Origin of the sequence: Sphingobacterium athyrii, assembly GCF_003071065.1 — a bacterium.
In the GTDB taxonomy this organism is placed as follows: Bacteria; Bacteroidota; Bacteroidia; order Sphingobacteriales; family Sphingobacteriaceae; genus Sphingobacterium; species Sphingobacterium athyrii.
In genome coordinates this window covers 359,316-381,587 of sequence record NZ_QCXX01000007.1, presented here as the reverse complement: position 1 = coordinate 381,587, position 22,272 = coordinate 359,316, and the positions used below count along the sequence as shown (strand labels likewise).

Here is a 22,272-nt window from a genome sequence, read left to right as displayed (position 1 = left end):
CGCAGAATAATTTTAACAAATGTTAAAAATTTTAAAGGATATTTGCCCGGATGCGGCTGAGGGTCACTTGGCTAACGCCCAGATAAGAGGCAATGTAACCAAGTTTGATCCGTTGTATATATTGAGGATATTTTTCGAGCAACTCGGCGTATCGTTCCTGGGCTGTATTAAAAAGTTTGGACATTGTGCGCTGCTCTGCTTTGATAAATTCTAGTTCAGCCATTTTTCTGCCCCAGTTAGCAATGGCAATGTCGCTCTCATAGAGCATAAATAGCTTTTTCTGGTCAATTTTGTAAACTATGCTGTCTTCCAGGAGGTCGATGTTTTCGTAGCCCGGTGTGTCATGCACATAGCTGTTCATTGAGATTAAAGTGCCACCGGGAGAGACAAAGTCCAATGTGATCTGCCGGTCTGCAGTTTCGTAATAGACACGGGCTAATCCGGAAGCCAAGAAATAAATATCTTTCTGTATTTTATCTTGCCGGATCAATACACTATTCCTTTTGCAGATAAGTTTTTCACTGATCTGCTCCAGCCGATCAATGCTCAGGGGGTTGAGAAAATGGTAACCCTGGAAGCAGTCTGCCAAAGAAATTACAACTTTTTCGCCCATTTTTCCAAACGTAAAGTTTCCCCATCCCATACGGCGTAGGTATAATAATTGATCCATTCACCCAAGTTGACAATACGGCTTTCAGTACCCAGTTGGACATCGTAGGGAAGATGCCTATGACCAAATAGATAGAAGTCGTGATGTTGTTTACGCTCGATTTCTTTGGCATAACCGATCAGCCATTCCTTGTCTTCGCCTAGGAATTTTTCATCTTCATTATTGGAGAGTCTGCTATGCTTGGACCATCGGGTGGCGATGCCTATTCCTAGATTGGGGTGCAATCGGGCAAATAACCATTGGCAGAAACGACTCCGAAATACTTTCTTGAGCAATTTATACTTGTAGTCCCCGGAGCCTAGTCCATCCCCATGATGGATGTAGAAAAGTTTATTGTCAAGTTCAAGCTCGAGTTCATTGGCAATGATCTGCGCATTTAACTCCTTTTTGAGGTAATCAAACATCCACATATCGTGGTTACCCTTAAATAAAGTGATCGGGATACCCAGGTCGGCAATTTCTGCCAGTTTGCCCAAAAAGCGAATGTAACCTTTGGGTACTACGGTCGCATATTCAAACCAAAAATCAAAAATATCGCCAACAAGGTAGAGCTGTGCTGCGTCGACTTTGATTTCGTCGAGCCACTGAATAATAGCCTGTTCTCTTTCGCGCGAGTGCTCCAGTGGATAGGATCCAAGGTGGAAGTCTGAGGCAAAATAGATTTTTTTTCTTGTTGACATGTGCCCAAATCTAAAGAAAATGGAAGCGAATACAAAATTCGCTTCCACAATATATTTTTTACAATTTGGACAGATCTGTCAGGAGGGATTTCAAATATTCCGAAGCCTCGGGATCTATATTCTTGGCAGCCTGCTGGAGTTGATCAGGATAGGCATCCTTAATGGCCATGAGTGAACTTGCGATGACCATATAAGACTGATCTTTAATTCCGTTAAACAATAAATTTTTATACTTTTTGTCTTTGATTTGTCCCAGCTTCCGGATCGCAGAAGCGCGTACGACCGAGACGGTGGATTTTTCAGCCAATGAAGCGATGATGTTCCCAGTAGATTTCCTAACTTCAGGATCGGTTGGATCGGTGCCCTGAATGGCCATCGCTATTAGGTCAGCATCCTTATCAGCCAATGCCTGTGTCAGTAGTTCCCGTCCGACTGTTGTTTTTGGATTTTTCATCGCAAATAGTAACGCGGTAACACGGTTGGTAAAAGATGGTGCATGTTTATATTGATAAAGATAGTCCGCGTCGCTTTTGTCGATCCGGATCTCGCCGACAAGCGTTTTTTCGGGATCGATATCAATAAATTCAAGAGGACTGGCCAAGGGAATCGTCAGCTTTGTCGCCCGTTTGTTGAGCTGTATCGTTTTACGGATTTTGCCTTCTTTGGTATAAACGTCAATGGTGAGTGGCAATTGGAATGTTTGAACACTTGAATCTTGTACTTGATCGATGTTGAGGACAAGTGTATTGTTCTCATTTTTGCGTGTCACGTTGAGGATCGGATGGCCGCCTTTGTAATACCACTGGTTAAAATAAGGAGCCCAGTCTTTACCAGTAACTTCTTCCATGGCCAGACGTAATTGCTGTGGCTCGCCGGTTTTGAAAGAATTTTCCGTAAGGTATTTTTTGAGTGATTGATAGAACGCTGTATCCCCCATCTGTTCTTTTAAGGCGTATAATATCAACGAACCTTTGGCATAGCTGATATTATCAAACATATCTTCTTTGTCGTGGTAGTAGTAACGTGCAAGTGCCGGACTATTACCGTTCTGAGTTGATTTGAGGTACGACTGTAACTTTTCGAATCTTGATTTATCCCCTTTTTCTTTGCCACCGTCATGCTCATGCCAGATGACCTCGCCAAAGGTTGCGAAAGATTCGTTCATCGTTAGGTTGGACCAGGATTCGGCGGTAACCAGATCACCAAACCATTGGTGAAACAGCTCATGGGCAATGGTGCCTTCTTCATTTTCATCCAAAAGTTCTCTTTTGGTCTTTTGCACATGCTCACCATGTAACGTCGCCGTGGTGTTTTCCATGGCTCCGGAGACATAATCGCGACAGACGATCTGCGCATATTTGTTCCAAGGATAGGGAACTCCCAAGGTTTTGCCATAGAAATCCATCATGGCTGGGGTTTTACCAAAGATATCTTTGGCATAAGGGGCATACTTCGGTTCCAGGTAGTAATCCACAGGAATATTATTGTATTTATCCCGGTAAATCTTAAAATCTCCGACGGCCATCATAAAGAGGTACGGCGCATGGGGAAGATCCATTTTCCAGGTATCGGTACGTGTTCCATTGTTGTTTTTATGCTGGTTGACCAAAGCTCCATTGGACAGACTGACATAATTATCCAGTACAGTCATTGAAATTTCGGCCGTCGTCTTTTGGTTGGGACGGTCAATGGTTGGGAACCAGGCAGACGAAGCCTCTGTTTCGCCCTGAGTCCAGATCTGTCGGGGTTTATTGGGCGTCCGTTCGTCGGGATTAATAAAATAGAGTCCTTTCGCATCATTGATTGCCGCACTGCCCTGTACTTTAAGCAGGTTCGGTTTGGCGGTATAGTCCAGGTATATGGTGTATTTTTCGCTTGAAAGATAATTTCGGTCCAGTTTGATCAGAAGAGAATTATCGTCGTAAGTATATTTTAGGGGAACGAGTTGCTGCCCATTGACCAGCGCGATTTGTTTGATATCCATGCCCTTGGCATCCAAGCGCAGTGAATCTGTCGGATAGAAATGCGGCTGTAATGTGACCCATTCTTTCCCGTTCAAAAATTGATTTTTATAGTCAAAACGGACATCGAGTTTGGTATGGACGAGGTTGTTGACCTTCGTGGGGGTAGCACGATATTGCTGATCTTCCGAAAGCTGCTGCGCTTGACTCATACCGATAGCAGAAAGGGTAATGGCCAAGTAAAGGAAAGCGATTCTTTTGCGCATTGTTGAATATTTAAAAGATTTAAATAAAGCTAAAAAAATTTCAGCTGATGTAAAAATAAGGATTCTGAAAATTTCATCAGGATGAGATCCGGCCTTTGGTCTGAAGACGTGAATTATTGTTCAATATCCCCTGATAATGACATTACTTTAAGCTATCGTTATGAAATCTGAAATTATATTTGTTATTTTTGGGTGAAACAAGTATAAAGTTTTTTATGATAAACAAAAAAATTGGTCTTATCCTGATGATGATCGGTATGGCTGGTACAGCAACTACTGTTTGTGGACAACAGTTGAAATATCCAACGACGAGCAAAGGCTCTGTCGTAGACGAATTCTGGGGCGAGAAAGTAGCCGATCCCTACCGTTGGTTGGAGGACGATCGGTCAGCAGAAACTAAAAGTTGGGTCCAAGCCGAAAATAAAGTCACTTTTGATTATCTAAATACCATTCCTTTCCGGACAAAATTGAAAGAGCAATTAACGGAAATCTGGAATTATGAAAAAATAGGAACTCCTTTCAAGGAGGGGGCATATACCTATTTCTTTAAAAATAATGGACTTCAGCAGCATTCCGTACTTTATCGTAAACAAGGTGAGAATGGTGTAGAGGAGGTTTTCCTTGATCCAAATACCTTTTCAAAAGATGGATCGACTTCTTTGGCCGATGTTTCTTTTTCAAAGGACGGAAGTCTGGTTGCTTATTCGATCTCTGAGGGCGGTTCGGACTGGAGAAAGGTGATTGTGTTGAATGCTAAGGATAAAGCGCCAGTGGGAGAGACGCTTGTGGATGTGAAATTCTCAGGCATCGCCTGGAAAGGAAACGACGGATTTTACTATTCGAGTTATGACAAACCCAAGGGGTCTGAACTGTCGGAAAAAACAGACCAGCATAAATTGTATTACCATAAGCTCAAAACAGCACAGTCTACGGATCAGCTGATTTTTGGCGGTTCGGCAACGCCGAGACGTTATGTGGGCGCTTCATTAACGGATGATCAACGCTATCTGATTATCTCTGCAGCCAATACAACTACGGGGAATGAGCTTTATTACCAAGATCTGAGTAAACCCAATAGCAAAATCATCTGCCTACAGGATCATTTTGATGCAAATACAGGCGTAGTGGATAATATCGGGGATACTTTTCTATTGGAAACAAATTATAAGGCGGCCAATAATAGATTAGTCAAAGTAGATCTGAAAAATCCGGCCAAAGAAAACTGGAAAGACGTGATTCCGGAAACTGAAAATGTACTTTCAATCAGTACTGGTGGTGGTTATCTATTCGCAAATTACCTGAAAGATGCCGTCTCGGTTGTGATCCAATACGACTATACCGGTAAAAAAATCAGACAGATCGAATTGCCGGGTGTAGGAACCGCAAGTGGTTTCTCGGGCAAGAAAAAGGAAAAAGAGATCTACTTTGGTTTCTCGAATTATATTACGCCTTCATCAAGCTATAAGTTTGATGTCAACTCGGGACAATCGACGCTCTATATCAAACCGAATGTCAAGTTTGACAGTGATCAATATGAATCGAAGCAGGTGTTTTATACTTCCAAGGACGGAACGAAAGTGCCCATGATTATTACGTATAAAAAGGGCATCGCTCTGAACGGTAAAAATCCAACAATTGTATATGGCTATGGTGGTTTTAATATCAGCCTGACACCATCTTTCAGCACTTCTGTTGCGGTTTGGCTGGCAAATGGGGGTGTATATGCAGTTCCAAACTTACGTGGTGGTGGCGAATATGGTCAAAAATGGCATGATGGTGGAAGACAGTTCAACAAGCTGAATGTATTTAACGATTTTATCGCTGCGGCACATTATCTGCAAGAGAATGGTTATACTTCACCCGAATACACGGCATTGTCTGGTGGTTCCAATGGTGGTTTGCTTGTTGGAGCAACAATGACCATAGATCCTAAGGTTGCCAAAGTCGCATTGCCGGAAGTGGGTGTCTTGGATATGTTGCGTTACCATACATTTACCGCTGGCGCGGGCTGGTCATACGACTATGGAACAGTTGCGGATAGTAAAGAGATGTTTGACTATCTGAAAGCCTATTCACCCGTGCACAATGTGAAAGCAGGTGTTTGTTATCCGGCAACCATGGTATTGACCGGCGATCATGATGACCGCGTTGTGCCGGCACACTCTTATAAGTTTGCATCCGAATTACAGGCCAAACAGGCTTGTGATAATCCCGTATTGATCCGTATCGAAACAAAGGCCGGACATGGTGCTGGCCGATCTACCGAGGTGCTGATCAATAGTACAGTTGATAAATATGCTTTTGCGCTCTGGAATATGGGGGTCAAAGAATTGAAATAAGGATATCGGGAGGAACTTTCCACAGCTTGATTTCGTTGTCGATTGCGCTTATCCGAAGACAATAAAAAAGTCCAGACCAACATGCTTGATCTGGACTTTATATTTTTATTTTGGAGACAAGAATTATTCCCAGGTTTTTTCGCCTTTTTTCATTTTTTGCAGCGTTGCTACATAATCCTCTTTTTTATCATTTGCTGTCAAAAGTGAGATCGCTTTCTCCTGTGTTTTGATAGCCTGATCTTTATCACCTAGACGATAAAGAAGATTTGCAAAGGTATCCAGATACATTGGTGTATCTTTTTCCTTCTCCAGTGATAATTTGCTCCATTCCGAAGCTGCTTTTAAACAAGCGGGGTCATCACAGTTTTCAAAAATAGACCAAGCCATATTGTTGAGTTCCATCGCAGTGATCGTTGAACCGTATTTGGCAATATACTTGTTAAAACTGTCTCTCAAACCGGGATAGTTTTTGGTATAGGAGAAATAGCGGGGTTGCATTTCCAGACTCGCCTTTTCGGTATTGACCGTTGGGTATTTCTGAGCCAGTTCTTTTTCGATAGCAGCAAAATCCACGGCTTCTTTAGCCTGTATTTTGGTATTGACAGCTTCACCGATCAATAGTTTAGCTAAGAAATCATTTGCTTTAATCTTCTCACTGATGGCGTCAAATTTGGCTGGGTTATCTTTTATTAAGTTAAATGCCTTTGAATCCTTAATACTTGCCGAAGAAAGCAACAACTCGACATTGTCTTTGGTAAAGATCTGATCCGTTGATAGCGAAGCCAATACAACGCCTTCTGCTTTTGCCTGTGTTTCCTTATCATAGGCATCTTTTGCTGCCGCAGCCATGGCTTTTGCAATCGTTATATTTTTGGGGTCAGCATTGAATTTTGCCAATAGGGTTTCATATTGCGTATTTGGGTCAAGCGCTTTTTGGGCTTTAGCGATAAAAGCATCTGCTTCTCCGCCACCGACAATCCGATGGACAAGATTGCCCTTTGAATCGAAGATCAGGAATGTAGGATAGGCTCTTACTGTATAATCTTTGGCAAAACGATCTGCTTCTGCATACCAGGATTTTATTTCCTCGCTGTCGTCCTTGGTTTTATCCATCTGGATTTTGGCGTTGATAAATTTGGCATTGAAGAAATCTCCTACTTTTGCCTGTGGAAAGATTGTACTTGCCATATACTTACAGGGACCGCACCAGGTGGTGAAACAATCCACAAAAATAAATTTGTTTTCTTTGGCCGCTTTTTCTTTTATCTGATTCCAATTGAGGCCATGCTCAAATTTTACACCTTCACTTTGCGCAAATAGGAGTGTTGGAATCAGGAATAACATTAAAATTAACTTTTTCATAATCCGTTGATATTTAGATGTTAATTTACGGAATTAAAATTGCGATCGAGAAAAATATTGTAAAAAAAATTAATCAAGGAGTTTACTATTTTGAGGCATCGATGGATGCATCGGTCTAATTAAAACCCGGATCAATAAAATAAGGCAATGCCTCTGCGACATTGCCTTATTTTATATTCCACATATTAAAGATCCGGTCATTGCATTTAAAGCATATTCTTTAAAAAGTCAAGCGCGGGATCCCTGAAGGCGATCTCTAATTTTCCCAGGTTTTTATCCCTTTGGTCATTTTGTCCAATGTCTCCTGATAGATCGGTCGATCGTCGTCACTGGCCATTTCGATCGCTTTATTTTGCCACTTGATCGCCTTGTCTTTTTCACCTTTTTTATACAGTAGGTTGGCATATGTGTCTAAGAATGCAGAACTGGGGTCCTCTATAATCGATTTTTTACTCCAGCTGATCGCTGCGTCGATACATTCAGGATCACTGCTGTTATTAAAGATCGTCCATGCAAAGGTGTTTAATTGATGGGCCGTAAAATCCTCTGACGATAGATAATCATTGATGGTATTTTTCATGGCCACATAATTCTTGACCTGAAGATAATAGTGTGCCTTGATCTTTTTAAACATGGGGACAAAGTCTATGTCCGGATATTTTGCGGATAGCTCGCTTTGGTAACTATCCCAATTAGGCTCGTGTTTGGCGTCTATTTTAATTTGGAAAAGCTCATTGACAACGACGTTTGCCAGTGTACGGTTGGCGATTCCCGGAGATTCCAGCAGAATATCTATTTTTTCCTTATTGTTGCGAATCAGGTTAAAAGCTTTTGAATTTGTAAACTTTGCCGCAGCCAATAGAATATGTACATTTTCTTTCTTAAAAAGCTCGTCGGTGCCCAAGGAGTTGGCTAAAGTATTCTCGGCTTTACGGGCGGTATTCTCATCATAAGCGATATTTGCCGCTTTTAACATCTGTTTGGCCGTGTAGATATCCTGAGGCCTTTTTTCGAATTTTTTTAATAGGGTATAATACTGTGTTTCTGGATACAGTCCGTCCGATACATGTTCGACAAACTCAGGGGCATCGCTCGCACCAACAATGCGGTGTACAGCTTCCCCGTTTGGATTGAAGATTAAAAAGGTCGGAAAGGACTGGATATTGTACTCATTGGAAATGGCACGGGCGTCAGCGTACCATTTCTTGACAGCAGCATTGTCCGCTTCGGTGGAGTCCATCTGAACCCGGACACTGATAAAATTTTGATTGATGGGCTCACCAACCTGTTCCAAAGGGAAAATTTCATTACTCATGTATTGGCAAGGGCCACACCAGGTTGCAAAAAGTTCTACGAAGATAAACTTATTTTCTGCCTTCGCTCTTTCTTTGACCTGTTTCCAACTTAATCCTTCTACAAATTTCACCCCTTTGGTCTGGGACTGTGCTAAATTCCCAAATAAAATTGCAAGGCATAATGTGATTATACTTCTCATACTCACTGAACAACTAGATTTATAATTTATGTTTAAGTTATCAAATTAATCTGAAAACAAAAACACCTCTGAAAGATTAATTTCAGAGGTGTTTTAAAGGATCTTTAAATCGCTTATTTGATATTTATCTTTGATTTTAAATCTTTGGTCAGACCGTCTTTATGTAACAGTAAAGAAGTTGTTTTGTAGCGTACAAATTCTTTGGAAGCATACAGATATCCTTTGTAATCATTGGATGTTCCCCATGAATTTTTAACGATATAGTATTCTTTTCCGTTTTGATCTTTCACCAGACCTACGATATGCATACCGTGATCGTCTGTTGTTTGCCAATTGTCGAAAGCTTTCTGGCGCTCCTCTGGCGTGATTTTCATTTCGGGTTTAGGACCAACAAACATACTTGCTTTTTCTTGCTCGCTCATTTGCTCGAATGGTTTTTCTGGCACATACGCCACGCCATTTTTCCAGGAGAATCCTTTTTCTGACACGTCAGTTGCCCAAGCAACAGTATACCCCTTTTGTAAAGCATTGTCAATGATGTCTGTTAAATCATTCATCTGAACGTTGTAGAAACGGTCAAATGACCAGTTGTCTGGAATCAACAGTACAAATTGGCTGTAATAAGGGTGATCGGTCACCGAAGCGATACCAACATAATCATCTGGATTAATCCCGATTACCTGATCTGCGAATGTACGTGGCGTATATGATTTACCGTTGTAATCGAATTTTTCAGGCACTTCACCTAAGTAAGAGTCCATTGCTGCCGTATAGGCTTTTTCCCAGTTTGGAGTCAAAGCTTTACCTTTTACAATCGAACCTAACATCGCGTCGAGCATGGAGGTCATTTCACCGAAGTTATTGCGTGTGCTGCCGTAGTGAAGACCAGTATAGGCCGATTGTGGCATCGTACCATATTTGCGGAATGAATTCAGCACATCGTGGAATTGACCGCCTTCGCCCAGAGATAATCCGCCATGAAGACGTACATAAGTACGTGCTTTATCTAAATATGTATTACGTGCTGTATATATCTGAGAGATCTCCACAGGTTTTTTACCCATACGAATCATCTCGGATTCTAAAAACGAGTTTCCTGAATAAGACCAACATGTACCTGAAGAACCTTGATCCTTGATCGAGGTGTTACCTAAATTGATAACTTCTGTAAATGTAAATCCGGATTTGCTATTGTCATTTTGATTTGCTTTTAAGGCATTGATCAAATTGTCCTGTGCTTGTACTTGGAATGAAGCTGCAAAAAGAGACGCGGCTAGTACAATCGATTTATTCCAATTCATTTGTTAGTATTTTGTTAATTTAAAGTGGTGCTAAATTAAATAAATTAAATTTAGTAAGGTAAATTCCTCTGTAAAATAATTGTTCTTAAAAATAGGCTGTAATTCCATCCTTATTCTAGGTTGGATTATAGGCGTAAAAACTAGGCTTAAATTATTGAAAAGCAAAGGGTCGTAATTTTTACGACCCCTTGCTTTTATGTTTATTCGGCAATTTCTTTATGCTTAGGAAAGAGCAGCGAAGCAATAATGCTTAAGGCAAGTATACTGATGATCACAATCAGGGAATGCGTCGTTGTAAAGCCAACTTCTGCCAGCCAGTGATGCAATAACATCTTCAAACCAATAAAGACTAATAAAAATGCTAAACCAACTTTTAGATATTGGAACTTATGAATAATATTTACCAATAAGAAGAACATGGAGCGCAATCCAAGGATGGCGAAGATATTCGAGAAGAATACCACATACGGATCTTTGGTCACCGAGAAAATAGCTGGGATAGAATCCACGGCGAAAATAAGATCGGTAAATTCAATCACTAACAAGACCAAGAATAGCGGTGTCATGTATTTTACGCCATTCTCGATATGGAAAAAATGACCACCATCCAATTTTGGTGTTACCTTAAAATATTTAGAGGCAAATTTGACCACCGGGTGGTTTTGCGGATCGACTTCTTCCTCTTGGTTGCGGTTGATAAACATCTTGATACCAGTGAAGACAAGGAAGGCACCAAAGACATATAGAATCCAGCCAAATTTAGCGATCAGGGTTGCTCCGAGGAAAATAAACAAGAACCGCATAATGATTGCGCCCAAAATACCCCAAACCAAGACTTTATGGTAATAGCGCTCAGGAATTCCAAATGAGGTGAACAGGAGTACCATCACGAAAATATTATCCACTGAAAGTGCATATTCAACCACATAACCTGTCAAATATTCCAACCCCAGGTTTTTATTATAGACATCTAAACTTGCCGCCAGATCGCCGGGAATAATTTTGATCTCGTGGTGATGTTTGGTGATGACTTCTTGTAGATGATTTAAATCATGGATATTATGCAATTCAAATCCATAGTGGCGTAGCAGCCAATAGAAGCCTAAAGAGAACAATACCCATACTGCGCTCATAATTGCTGCGGTCTTTAAGCTAACAGGCTTATCACCCTTGGAGAATAATCCAAGGTCAATGGCTAGCATCAGTGCGATGAAGATTAAAAAACCTCCAAAAAACATTAATTCGTGACTCATTATTTTTTTCTTTCTGTTGTATATTTTACCAATTGTAATAATCCTTCTTTGTATTCGTTATCAGGGAAATCCTCCAGGATCCGAAAAGCATCTTGTTGGTATTCCAGCATTTTGTCCGTTGCGTATTCCAGTCCACCGCTGTTGCGTACAAAATCGATGACTTCAGCAACCTTTTTCGGATCTTCATTATGGTTTCGAACCAGATTGATGATCCTCCGCTTTTCGCTGGAACTTGTCTGATTTAAGGCATGAATCAAGGGTAAAGTCATCTTTTTCTCTCTGATATCATTGCCGAGCGGTTTGCCCACATCATCTAATCCAAAATCGAACAAGTCATCTTTAATCTGAAACGCAATGCCAATTTTTTCACCAAATTGATGGAGTTTCTCCACCGTCTCTTGATTCGCATTGGATGAAGCCGAACCGCAGGCACAACAGGATGCGATTAACGAAGCCGTTTTTTTCCGTATGACTTCAAAGTAAATGGATTCTTCGATGTCCAGCTTGCGGGCCTTTTCGATCTGAAGTAATTCACCTTCACTCATTTGATCGACTGCTTCTGAAACAATTTTTAACAGGTGATAATCCTGATGTTTTACAGAAAGCAACAAACCTCTTGAAAGCAAGAAATCACCGACCAGCACGGCGATCTTATTTTTCCATAGTGCATTGATGGAAAAGAACCCCCTACGTTCATACGAGTTGTCAACAACATCATCATGTACCAGTGAAGCTGTATGTAATAATTCGACCAAAGCGGCTCCCCGGTAAGTCGATTCATTAATCCCATTGCAGATGCCCGCTGAGAAAAAGACAAACATTGGCCGCATTTGTTTGCCTTTGCGTTTGATCAGATATTGCGTGATACGGTCCAACAATGGTACGGAGCTTTTCATAGATGCTTTGAATTTCTTTTCAAAAGCCTCAAGTTCGTGTATAATAGGGCGTTGGATCTCTGTTAATTTTGACATGAATTGGAATGAAATACCAAAAAAGTTAAAGCTTAAAGATAGTAATTTTGTTACAACTCGTCGACTGCCCGCTCAAGATTTTTGTACCATTCTTCGCCATAGGTGCGGATCAGGGGATCCTTTAGAAATTTATAGACTGGCACCTGAAGTTCCTTTCCAAAACTACAGGCATCTTTACAGATATGCCAGCGGTCGTAATGAAGTACGTCAAATTCTGGATAATGCGTCGTCCGGATAGGATAGAGGTGGCAGGAGACTGGTTTCCGCCAGTGAACTTCGCCTAGCTCATAAGCTTTCTCGATCGCACATTTGGTAATGCCATTTTCCCAGGTGACATAGGCACATTCTTTGTTGCCATCAACACATGTTGTGGTTAGATCACCATCTACATCGACGACATATTTGCCTTGTTCTTCGATGGCCTCGATACCCTTCTCTGTCATATAGGGTTTTACCTTCGGATAGATCTCCTCCAGAACGGCCTTTTCGCTTTCCAGTAAAGGTGCACCCGAGTCCCCCTCGATACAACAGATTCCCTTACATTTTGATAGATTGCACACAAAGTCATTATTGATCAGATCTTCGTGTACCAACACATTTCCTACTTCAATCATTCTATTTATTTTGAGTAGCTTGCTTTTTGGCCCAATTTATATTTTAGTCCGCTTGCTTCCAGAAGTTCTAACGTGACAGAGCCAATTAATATATCGACATTGGCCTTCACTGGAATGCGGTTACCATCGTTGGTTACCCAAAGGTATAGCTTGCTATTTTTTTTAAAGATACGTCCCGGTTTAATTTCGGGGCTGAATTTAAGGCACTCCAATGTACCCAATTCGGTTTTTATTTTTTCGATTCCGATATACTGTATGCCCAGTGTCGCAATTTCGTCATTCAGGAAATAGGTCAGTTTAAAGGATTCCCCGGGCTTTACCGAACTTAAGTCCAGATTGCGGGCAAAGTAGTAGGAGGACAGCAAATCAAAGGTCTGATCCACCTTGGATGTAAATGTTCCTTTATTACCAACCACTGTATGTGTATCCTGATTGAAACGTACTTTATCGTTCCTTCTGTAACCACCTTCACGGATGTTTTCCGTATAGTAGTAAGGCAAGAATGTCTTACTATTGATATACGAGTTATATTCGTTTCTTACAGTATAAATGGCAAATGCTCCCGCTGTTTTACCTGCGGCATACAGATGAAAGGAGGGATTCCCAAATCCGTCTTTCGTATCACCGACAGTCAACGTTCCCGTTGCTGCGGAAATTATACCATAGCGGAGTTTGTACTTTAATTTCTCTCCACCTTTAAATGCCGATTCCTTTAAATGGGGTAAATCCTGAGCGAAAACTGTACTTACAAAAACTGATAAGTATAGGAGCAATGTCGATATAAGTTTCATGTACGTAAGTTTACGAAAATTGTTTGAAAAGAAATGTTAATTTCATCAGAATAAATTGTCTTTTTAAGGTGATGAAACCCACATGAGCCAGTAGCTTATACTTGTTTGTCAGCTGCTTTTGGCGCTTGAGGACTTCTTTTAAAAACTGGAACTGTTGAACAGGGTTCTCCGTACATAATACTTTTAGCTACTTTGCTAAGTTTTACCGTGAACTGAACAAATGACGATTCCGGAATGAAGGTGTCTCCACAGCCCTTCACGACCACCCGTTGATCGCGAAACTGCTCCATGTCAATTTGGTCAATAGCGGCAGCGTACTGTATGCGTACGAGCTCATCTAAATCTCCGAAGATAACAGCCGCAGCATAAGGCTCTAGCTTATTTGCCAGCAACATATAGGCCCATGTGGGCACAATAGCATCAGCAGTACAGGTGATGGCAACATGTTTGTCGGTATACAGTGACCAATCATGTGTTTTGATGAATTCTCGGAAATCTTTTTCCCGTAACATCAGACCATGGAACAAATTGTCCTTGATATCATATAGGACATTGTCGGTCTTCGGATGATAATCCGCCAGATCAACGGTTATTAATCCACTTTGCGCAACTTTATTGACAATATTTGTTTGAATTTCCATAGTTATTCTATCAAAAAAAAGCCGGACGATAATTCGTCCGGCTACAAATTTACTTAAAAATCTTCTAAAAGAATTTCACTCTATTGTCAATGATTTCAGCTTTGTCTTGCAATGCGCGGAAAATAGATCCCCAAGCGCGTTGTGCTTTAGCTGCAAGCATTTGTTTCTTTTGTCCGTTGATGTCAGAGATTGCTGATGGATTTGTGAAACCATTCACCTGCACGACATAAACACCTGTGTTTCCTTCAATTGCTTTCGAAGGTTTATTTGGTTGAAGACCAAATACAGTACCTACTACCGCATTTTCCAGGGCTACACCCGGAATAACAGGGTTGGCAAATACCACATTCTCCACATGGATAGCCGATTTACCCACTTTTTGAGCCACTTGGTCAATTGAAGAAGCTCCAGCTAAAGCTTTGTCAAATCTTTCTTTTAAGACTTTAGCTTTAACCTTATTTTTAACTGCAGGCTCGATGTCTTTTTTCACCGCGTCCAAAGAAAGTACCCCTTTCGGTTGTACATTTACTAAGCTCGCCAGGATATAAGAAGTTTCAGTTTCAAAGACTTTGTCTGAAACATCACCTTTTTTAGCTTCAAAAGCCCATTTTATCAAATCACGTGGCGCTTCAGTACCATCAAGCACATTGTCCATTGCTGTAACACGCGATGCTGTACGAGCTTCTAAACCAAGTTTTTTAGCCTCTTGCGCGAAGTTTTGTGCAGTAGCTGCAGATAAGAATGCTGTCGCTTTGCTATGTGCATTGTTTAAAGTTTCTTTGCCGCTGTTGATAACCTTGTCGATAACCGCAACTTTAGCGTATTTTGCAGTACCGATCTGTTTCTCGATTTTGATGATGTGTACGCCAAACTGGGATTTTACCACTTTAATGTCTCCGGTTTTACCTTCAAATACGGCTTTTTCAAATTCCGGTACCATGCGGCCTCTTGTAAAAGTACCAAGTTCGCCACCATTTGTTTTACTGCCCGGGTCACTGCTGAACTGAACGGCCAATGCTGCGAAGTTATCTCCTTTTTGAATTAAGCCTTTGATTGAATCAGCTTTTGCCAACGCTTTGTCAACACCACCTTCTGCCGTAGCATCCAATAGGATATGAGAAGCTTTTACTGAATCTGGACCAACCACTGTTGAAACCACTTTCGCAATTTCATAAGCACCATTGCTTAAGAATGGACCTACCGTAGTACCTGCTGCTACGTTAAAGACAACTGAATCCAGTGAAGGGCTCAATTGACCTTTTTTTACGTAGGTGAATGGGTATTTGTTATCAGAATTGATGGAAGCAAATAGTGAGTCATCCTTCGCAACAATAAGATCTTGTTTTAACTTGTCGATCGCTTCTTTGACAGCTAATGAATCTTTTGCAAGAGGTTTTGCATCTACAGTAACGTATTGGATCGCACGTGTTTCCTCTTGTGTTTTGAACATGTTTTTATGCTCATTATAGTATTCCTGGAAATCCGCATCAGTTACTTTAGCTTCAGCATCTTTTACAGAAGCGTAATCTAAAAGGATGTATTTGAAGTTGGCCAATTTATTGCGTTCTTGGTATTCTTCGTTAGCTTCCAATGAAGTTACGTAAACACTGTTCGAAAGCAATTCGCCATACTTGCTGCTTAGGCGTTCGTCTCTTACACCTTCAAGTAGTACTTCCCATTGCTGTGCCACCGCTTGGTTACCGGATGTATTCATTTGACTTATAAAAGTCATCAATTGGCCATGGTCAAACTGTCCTGTTTGTGGATTGGTAAATGCCTGTACGATCTGAGGAGAAGGATTTGGTCCTTTTACTAGATCATTTAATTCATCTTTACCTACTGTCAAACCGATTTTTTCAATCTCTTTTTTCAAGATCTCTCTGGATAGGAATTGATTCCAAACCTGTTGTACAGCATAAGTTCTCATTTGAGGAGTAACTGCTCCGCCCATTTGTTGTTTGAACATTTCTTCGGCCTGTTCCACTTGTTGGTTGAACGCAGGATACTCAATTTCTGTTCCGTTGACTTCCCCTACACGATTTTGATGTCTCGCCCAAAAAGGGGCTCCTCCTCGAACGACATCGCCTAGTAAAAATGCTAAAATTGCGATAGCCATCGCTGCGGTCAAGATGACACCAGCTTTGTTACGCAAAAAGCCCATTAATCCCATAGTCTGCTTATTGTGTTTATATTGTGTAAATACTTGTATTTCGTTAATTTATGCATAGCATAGCAAAATGCGGTGCAAGATACAATTTTTATAAAAAAAAACGGAATATTTTCCTGAATGTAATAAAACAAATTTGAAAACTATTTGTATTCTGCTGTTTTTTATTACAAAGTTTATGATCAGGTCAGCATAATCTGCTGTAAGCCATCTGTAGCAGCGTGATTTGCTTGTCACAGCCATTTATTGCTCATGGGGCTTAACTCCCATTCGGAACGTTGTTTTCCGGCCTCATATAAGCGATGGGGAAAAGTAGCGGTGCAACAATACCTGAAACAAATAAATAGCAGGGGCGGTTTATCTACCTATTGATGGGAATAAACTGTTGTCTTTAATAATGACGACACCAGTGGCGTTCTGTATGTTGGCATGCAGTAAATCCTTGTCAGACGTAAATGATGATCCTGACAGGTTACCACGTTGGTCCTTAAAGAATGCTGTGACTGGTAGATTATTGTAAAAAGTCCTATTGGGGTCTTTTGCACCTTCGTCATAGACGATTTCCTCCGTTTTCAGAATAGATCCATCAGCCATGGTCACAACCACATTTTTGGTAAAGATTGTTGTTTTTTCTTTTTCTCTCCGGACGGCATGGTCAGAAGTAATACGTTGGGTTTCCTTGAGGTTTTCATCATAAAATATGATTTTTATGCTCTTTGGAAACTCATAGATTTCAGTGCTATCATGTTTGATTCGCATTTCGGGGGCCGTGAGGTTGGCTTTGACCCGGGTTGAATCACTATAGATGATATCCACATGACGTGAGATATCCACGGCTTCCTCTTTTTTTAGATTAGCGATCCGGTCAACTTCCTTTAGGTCCGGCTCACAGGAAGTCAATAAGAGCGCCCCTAGCAAAAATAGAATTACCAGGGGCGATATATTTTGAAATATGGATCTTGCGGATACTTTGCGTACCATGATTTTAGTCAATTGGGTTTCTTCTAAACCAACGGTCATTGAGCGTAAAGCCAATATTGAAGTTGATATAACGTTCCCGTAAGAGACCATTGGCTGCTTTTCCCATCTGTCCGAATTCTGCCGATAAATTGACTTTTGAAAATGCACCTAAATATAGCGTTCTAGCTAATGGTAATCCCACACCTACAGTCACAGCCATATCATTGATGTTTTCGCCGGCCTGAAAATACTGTGTTTTGTTGTATCTGAATCCAAGACGGTAGTCTACCTGTTTTAAATAGTTAAGAGACGATTTGTCCGGAGTCAATTGTCCACCAAGAGCTACACCATAATTTTTACGGAGTCTATTTTCACCATTTCTGACCTGAAATCTTGACCAGTCTGCATATTTGAAATCTGCTCCAACTAGCCATTTGCCATTTCGAGCAAGTGTAACCCCCACATTGTGTTTTAACGGAAGGGTCAGATGCCTGCTGATTCGGTCAGACATATTAGTCGTATCTATCGGAATATTTTGATTGTCCGGATCAGATGATGGAGCGGTCCTTGTGTCGATAATTGTTGTGCGTTCCTTGATATCGTTGTTCAGTGATCCTGAATAGCCGAAGCTCAATACATGCTCTTTACCTAGAGGTTGTTCATATTGTAAACCGTAATCAAAGATAATACCTTGGATTTCACGCTTATTCTGGCGTTGCGGGTTTAAAGCTCCAGAGGTGACCGGAAATTCAACACGGCTATAGTCATTTAAGGTACCGAATAAGTATGACATATTCGCACCGATGCTCAACCCTTTGTAAACACGTACACCCCATCCGGCGTAAGCTTTTGTCAGACCGCCTTCACCGGTAAATACCTTGTTATAGATTTCGGAATTAATACCCTCCTGCGAACTTGTGCGATAACCCACATCTGAGAATGGCAATATACCCATACTGATACCGCCGAACTTCTTCATTGGAAAAGTCATCGTGATGTGGCTAAAAGCAAAATCAGCGGTATTGTCCGCTCTGGTAGTGGATTTGAGTTGTGTATAGTTTCCATATAGACCTGCATCGAAGATACTCACTCGTGCTGCAGAGTAAGAGGCAGGGTTGCTTGGGTTGGTATTATATACCCCGTCAAATGTACGGATACCTGTATTAATTCCCCCCATAGCTCTGTACTGAGGCAATAAATCTTCACGGATCTGACCTATTCCCAATTGAGAATATGGCGAAGCTGATGTTGTTTTTTGGGCAAATGCGGTAGTAGAACTAGCTAAAATTCCACCTGCTAACAACAGTTGGAGTGATTTATTTCTTAGAGAGCTTATAAAGCGTTTCTGCATGGTCAACCTATAAAATTGAGAAACTAATGTTTATTTAGTTTTTGTGAAATCTTTGAGTTTTTTGACTCCTGTAATTAAATGTTCTTTGCTTTTATTCGCATACAAAACTATTCAATTTTTGTGAGCTTGTTAAGCCGATTTTGTTAAAAAAGGTTAAACACCTGTTGTACAGTTGTTTAGAAAAATTGGAAGTAGATTATCGTTAATACAATAATGGCGTAAACAACTTCAAAAAACCATTTCTTTTTGGCATAGGTGAAGTAATAGGCCATATAAATAGCGATAGGGGGGGCACAGAGTAAAAAATGGGCTTCTGTTAGTTTCTTGTTCCAATAGAAAGATGCCACGGCCAGACATAACATGAAAAACAACAGTTGGAAAGATTTCCGGATGTGCACGATGCTTTTGAAAAAATTATCCTTGAGGATCAACAGGAAAAGGATCAGTGTAAAAAGTATCGGGACCAATACGAGGTAATCAAACAATTGAATCCGTATGGCAGTTGGGAACTTATACGTGAATGGTAACCATATGGTGTAAAATAATTCCATTTTACCTACCCATAGATAGATGACGGCGAGTATAAAATAAACAGTGACCAATCCCAAAAGCGGTGTGATCCATTCGCGCCAATTGAATGGTCTGAATATAAGCAGACTTATCCACAGCAAGAAGAACATGCTCAAAAAAGGAAAATAAATCAGACTTCCTATGCCGACAATCATACCCAAGTCAAACATTTCTGCTTTCACATCGGTCTGACGATACAAAGAAAGCAATTTACTCAGCATCCATATTGAGATAAAGTTACAGATGAGCGTAGGCGACAGCACCAGAAAAGGTAAAAATAAACTGGCCAATGTCATGTACATCAAAGCAACCAGAAAACTAGGTTTTCCGAGCAGGTTGAAGTGGCTTGTGATCCGGTTAAGTATGGTTGCCTGAAAAATGGTCAGAATGAGCGTGATAAAGACATTGGTTGCCGGAGATAGATTGATTAAATTGTTTTCCCCCAATAGATTGCCAAGCGCCGGTTCAAAAATAACAGAATCCAGTTTATCCGGAAGGTGCAGGAATATGCCGAGGCATAATACAAAACCCACAAAGGATAAAAATAGGATATTTATTGGTGTATAATTTCTGAACTGACTTATAATCATGGTATGCGATTGATAGCTGACTATTTATTCTTTTTCTCCAATTTCGTAATGCGGCGATCGAGCAAGAAAAGAAAGAAGGCCAAACCTAAAAAAATGACCAGCATCACGAGCACAACCACATAGATTTTGCCCTCACTACGTAATCCTGTTGCCATATCAACGTCATCCTGAGCGAAGGTGCTTACAGTTGATAAGATTAATAATGCAATTGACAATGTTATTTTTTTCATCCTATTATTTGTCTTTTAATGACTGATGAGTAATCGGGTAAATCTCCGGTTTCATCAGAATTTATTTTTGATCAGTGTTATCGCCATTTGATCCGCTATAATCAAAGGGCTTATGCTTATTTTTCCATTTTATTTCATGAGCTTAGGACTTATTGTCCTAATGCCTATTTTAAGGCAGTTATAGCCTGTTTCTATTATTTTATGAATCGATTTCCTGCTCTTTTCTTTCCAATAGACGCACCCTGTAACGCATCGAACAGATCCAAAAAGCAATAATTGGCCATCCGATCATTGCAGCATAGAATGTCGGGCGGAGCTCGTTGCTCATTTGTAGCTGGCCAAAGGTAGCGTTGCCACCGCTTCCGGGATGAAGAGAATCTGTCATTTTTGGAAGAATATAAAGCAATACAATAATGATCGGAAATGCAAAGATATTATAGACAGCAGATATTTTCGCCCGTTTCTGCTCTTCTTCGAGTGCATTGCGGAGTACGAGATAGGCCAGGTACATTAATGTCGCGATTGCCGAACCATTTAACTTGGGATCATTTGGCCAAGGCTCTCCCCAGGTGATGTTGGCCCACAGCATTCCCGTTGCCAGGCCAAAAAAACAAAAGGTAATACCTGTATTTACGGCTTCTATGGCCATTAAATCGTATTCTTGTTTACCTGTATTAAGGTATTTGACACTATAAATAACAGAAATCAGGTACATCACAATCATCGCAGACCACATCGGAACATGGAAATAGACATTACGGATACTTTCGTGAAGGATAAATAGGCGGGGGACAGGGCCTAAAAGACCATTGATAATGACTGCGCAGATAATCAGAACAGCTAATATTTTCCACCATTTTTTTCTCATGGTAAATTGAATTTAATGTGTTTCAATCCTAAAATTTAATCTCGCCAAAGGTACGGAAATAACAATAAAGAAATAGTGATCGTGATTACATTAATTGCGAGTAATACGATTATTTCTCTCATGCTTGCTGCTCTTTCCAAACCTTCTATTGCATTGCGGGAGAGTTTGATCAGTACGATCAACAGCGGTATGATTGCCGGAAAACTTAAAATGGCCATTAGCGTGCTGTTATTTCCGGCTTTTGAACTGATGCCCGAAATCATAGTAAATACACTGGCAAAACTGATGCTGCCCAAAATGACCGAAATGAAATATAGCGTGGGATCCCCGAGAGGATTTTGAAATATGATCGAATAAACGAAATAAGCAATGGTAGCCAGGATGGTCATCAATAACATGTTGTAAATGACTTTGGCGAGAATAATTGCCCGTGGGTCAACTACGGAATAATAATAGAGTTGTCGGTTGGGATTTTCCTGAACGAAGCTCTTGTTGATGGCATTGATGGATGCAAATAACATGATAATCCAGAACAAAGCATTCCAAACTGTGGTATCTACTGACTTGAATGCTTGGTAACAAACAAATACAGTAGATACGACATATAGTAGGATTCCGTTGATGGCGTATTTTGATCGCCATTCCAGAATGATGTCTTTAAGAATTAAGGTTTTTACCTGTTGCAGTAAAGTCATATTCCGCAAAGATACAAATGTATTTTAACCACCGAAGGCGGCCAAACCACCAATTCTTAAAAAAACGTTTTTTTTACTTATGCATTAGAAATTTTTGATTTAGCAGCATCGGTTGTGTTGTCGATTTTACTTGCTAAATTTTGTGCTGCATTGTTGGCGTGGTCCAAAGCTTCTCTGCCTGCTTCTTTTGCCTTGTTTTTCAATGCATCTGCATCGTCCGTCGCTTTACTGAAAGCAGCCTGTGCTTTTGATTTTAAGTTGTCCAGCTCAGCCGAAGCTCTATTGGCTAACTTTTGGGCTTTTCTAGCTTCTTTTTTCGAAAGATCTTTCAATGACTTAGTTAAGCTTTTGATGCCATCATTTGCACGATCTAATTGCTTTTTCCCGTCATCTGTTCCTAAAAGATACCATGCAGCAGCTCCCGCAGCCAATCCTACCAAAGCAAATGCCACTAATCCATTTTTGCTATTTTTCATAATTCTTCTATTTTATTGTGT

The 22,272-nt window shown here is 40.6% G+C and carries 20 protein-coding genes; 1 reads left to right on the top strand and 19 read right to left on the bottom strand.

All coding sequences use genetic code 11. From position 1 onward, the window contains the following. Positions 1 to 31: 31 nt before the first annotated feature. From DCO56_RS23100 to DCO56_RS23090, 3 genes are read right to left on the bottom strand one after another with little or no spacing between them, the layout of a single operon-like run. Complete coding sequence (locus tag DCO56_RS23100; RefSeq protein WP_108636080.1) at positions 32 to 670, bottom strand: Crp/Fnr family transcriptional regulator; 639 nt, start codon at positions 668 to 670, stop codon at positions 32 to 34. Further along, entirely contained in the window at positions 595 to 1,350 is a 756-nt protein-coding gene (locus DCO56_RS23095; RefSeq protein ID WP_108636079.1) for a UDP-2,3-diacylglucosamine diphosphatase, read from the bottom strand. Before DCO56_RS23095 ends, DCO56_RS23100 begins: the two co-directional genes overlap by 76 nt. A gap of 58 nt (positions 1,351 to 1,408) precedes the next feature. Beyond that, positions 1,409 to 3,577: a M1 family aminopeptidase gene (locus tag DCO56_RS23090; protein WP_108636078.1), complete on the bottom strand. Its 2,169-nt coding sequence runs from the start codon at positions 3,575 to 3,577 to the stop codon at positions 1,409 to 1,411. Positions 3,578 to 3,792: 215 nt separating this feature from the next. Between DCO56_RS23090 and DCO56_RS23085 the strand changes: the two genes are divergently transcribed. Next, positions 3,793 to 5,916 carry a prolyl oligopeptidase family serine peptidase gene (locus tag DCO56_RS23085; RefSeq protein ID WP_108636077.1) on the top strand — a complete coding sequence of 708 codons (2,124 nt, stop codon included), beginning with the start codon at positions 3,793 to 3,795 and terminating at the stop codon, positions 5,914 to 5,916. Positions 5,917 to 6,039: 123 nt separating this feature from the next. Here DCO56_RS23085 and DCO56_RS23080 read toward each other — a convergent pair whose 3' ends face one another. The 16 genes from DCO56_RS23080 to DCO56_RS23005 form a co-directional block, all read right to left on the bottom strand. Then, positions 6,040 to 7,278, bottom strand: coding sequence for a thioredoxin family protein (locus DCO56_RS23080; protein WP_108636076.1), 1,239 nt, complete (start codon positions 7,276 to 7,278; stop codon positions 6,040 to 6,042). Between the two features lie 256 nt (positions 7,279 to 7,534). After that, positions 7,535 to 8,773 (bottom strand): thioredoxin family protein, encoded by a 1,239-nt coding sequence (locus DCO56_RS23075; protein WP_108636075.1) that lies wholly within the window; start codon positions 8,771 to 8,773, stop codon positions 7,535 to 7,537. A 113-nt stretch (positions 8,774 to 8,886) separates the two neighbouring features. Then, on the bottom strand, positions 8,887 to 10,074 hold the full coding sequence (locus DCO56_RS23070; RefSeq protein ID WP_108636074.1) for a C1 family peptidase: 1,188 nt from the start codon (positions 10,072 to 10,074) through the stop codon (positions 8,887 to 8,889). A gap of 200 nt (positions 10,075 to 10,274) precedes the next feature. Next, complete coding sequence (locus DCO56_RS23065) at positions 10,275 to 11,327, bottom strand: TerC/Alx family metal homeostasis membrane protein (protein ID WP_108636073.1); 1,053 nt, start codon at positions 11,325 to 11,327, stop codon at positions 10,275 to 10,277. Beyond that, positions 11,327 to 12,298 (bottom strand): polyprenyl synthetase family protein, encoded by a 972-nt coding sequence (locus DCO56_RS23060; protein WP_108636072.1) that lies wholly within the window; start codon positions 12,296 to 12,298, stop codon positions 11,327 to 11,329. The genes DCO56_RS23065 and DCO56_RS23060 overlap by 1 nt, the downstream gene beginning before the upstream one ends. A gap of 50 nt (positions 12,299 to 12,348) precedes the next feature. After that, positions 12,349 to 12,912, bottom strand: coding sequence for a DUF3109 family protein (locus DCO56_RS23055; protein ID WP_108636071.1), 564 nt, complete (start codon positions 12,910 to 12,912; stop codon positions 12,349 to 12,351). Between the two features lie 5 nt (positions 12,913 to 12,917). Then, positions 12,918 to 13,703, bottom strand: a complete 786-nt coding sequence (locus DCO56_RS23050; RefSeq protein ID WP_104385082.1) for a DUF3108 domain-containing protein — start codon at positions 13,701 to 13,703, stop codon at positions 12,918 to 12,920. A gap of 95 nt (positions 13,704 to 13,798) precedes the next feature. Beyond that, entirely contained in the window at positions 13,799 to 14,344 is a 546-nt protein-coding gene (locus DCO56_RS23045) for a DUF2480 family protein (protein WP_181390652.1), read from the bottom strand. Between the two features lie 64 nt (positions 14,345 to 14,408). Beyond that, on the bottom strand, positions 14,409 to 16,514 hold the full coding sequence (locus DCO56_RS23040) for a peptidylprolyl isomerase (RefSeq protein ID WP_108636069.1): 2,106 nt from the start codon (positions 16,512 to 16,514) through the stop codon (positions 14,409 to 14,411). A gap of 354 nt (positions 16,515 to 16,868) precedes the next feature. Continuing rightward, positions 16,869 to 17,492, bottom strand: coding sequence for an LPS export ABC transporter periplasmic protein LptC (lptC, locus tag DCO56_RS23035; RefSeq protein WP_108636117.1), 624 nt, complete (start codon positions 17,490 to 17,492; stop codon positions 16,869 to 16,871). A gap of 4 nt (positions 17,493 to 17,496) precedes the next feature. Next, a complete protein-coding gene (gene bamG / locus DCO56_RS23030; protein WP_108636068.1) occupies positions 17,497 to 18,822 on the bottom strand; it encodes a BamG family beta-barrel-assembly machinery protein in 1,326 nt (441 codons plus the stop codon). Positions 18,823 to 18,998: 176 nt separating this feature from the next. Continuing rightward, positions 18,999 to 19,982 (bottom strand): DUF6427 family protein, encoded by a 984-nt coding sequence (locus tag DCO56_RS23025; protein WP_108636067.1) that lies wholly within the window; start codon positions 19,980 to 19,982, stop codon positions 18,999 to 19,001. Between the two features lie 20 nt (positions 19,983 to 20,002). Next, positions 20,003 to 20,212, bottom strand: coding sequence for a CcmD family protein (locus tag DCO56_RS23020; RefSeq protein ID WP_108636066.1), 210 nt, complete (start codon positions 20,210 to 20,212; stop codon positions 20,003 to 20,005). 199 nt (positions 20,213 to 20,411) lie between these two features. Beyond that, positions 20,412 to 21,080, bottom strand: a complete 669-nt coding sequence (gene ccsA / locus DCO56_RS23015) for a cytochrome c biogenesis protein (protein WP_108636065.1) — start codon at positions 21,078 to 21,080, stop codon at positions 20,412 to 20,414. Between the two features lie 35 nt (positions 21,081 to 21,115). Further along, the gene (locus DCO56_RS23010) at positions 21,116 to 21,775 is read right to left on the bottom strand and encodes a heme exporter protein CcmB (protein ID WP_108636064.1); all 660 of its coding nucleotides are present in this window, start codon (positions 21,773 to 21,775) and stop codon (positions 21,116 to 21,118) included. Positions 21,776 to 21,852: 77 nt separating this feature from the next. Then, the gene (locus DCO56_RS23005) at positions 21,853 to 22,251 is read right to left on the bottom strand and encodes a hypothetical protein (RefSeq protein ID WP_104385074.1); all 399 of its coding nucleotides are present in this window, start codon (positions 22,249 to 22,251) and stop codon (positions 21,853 to 21,855) included. Positions 22,252 to 22,272 lie beyond the last annotated feature (21 nt).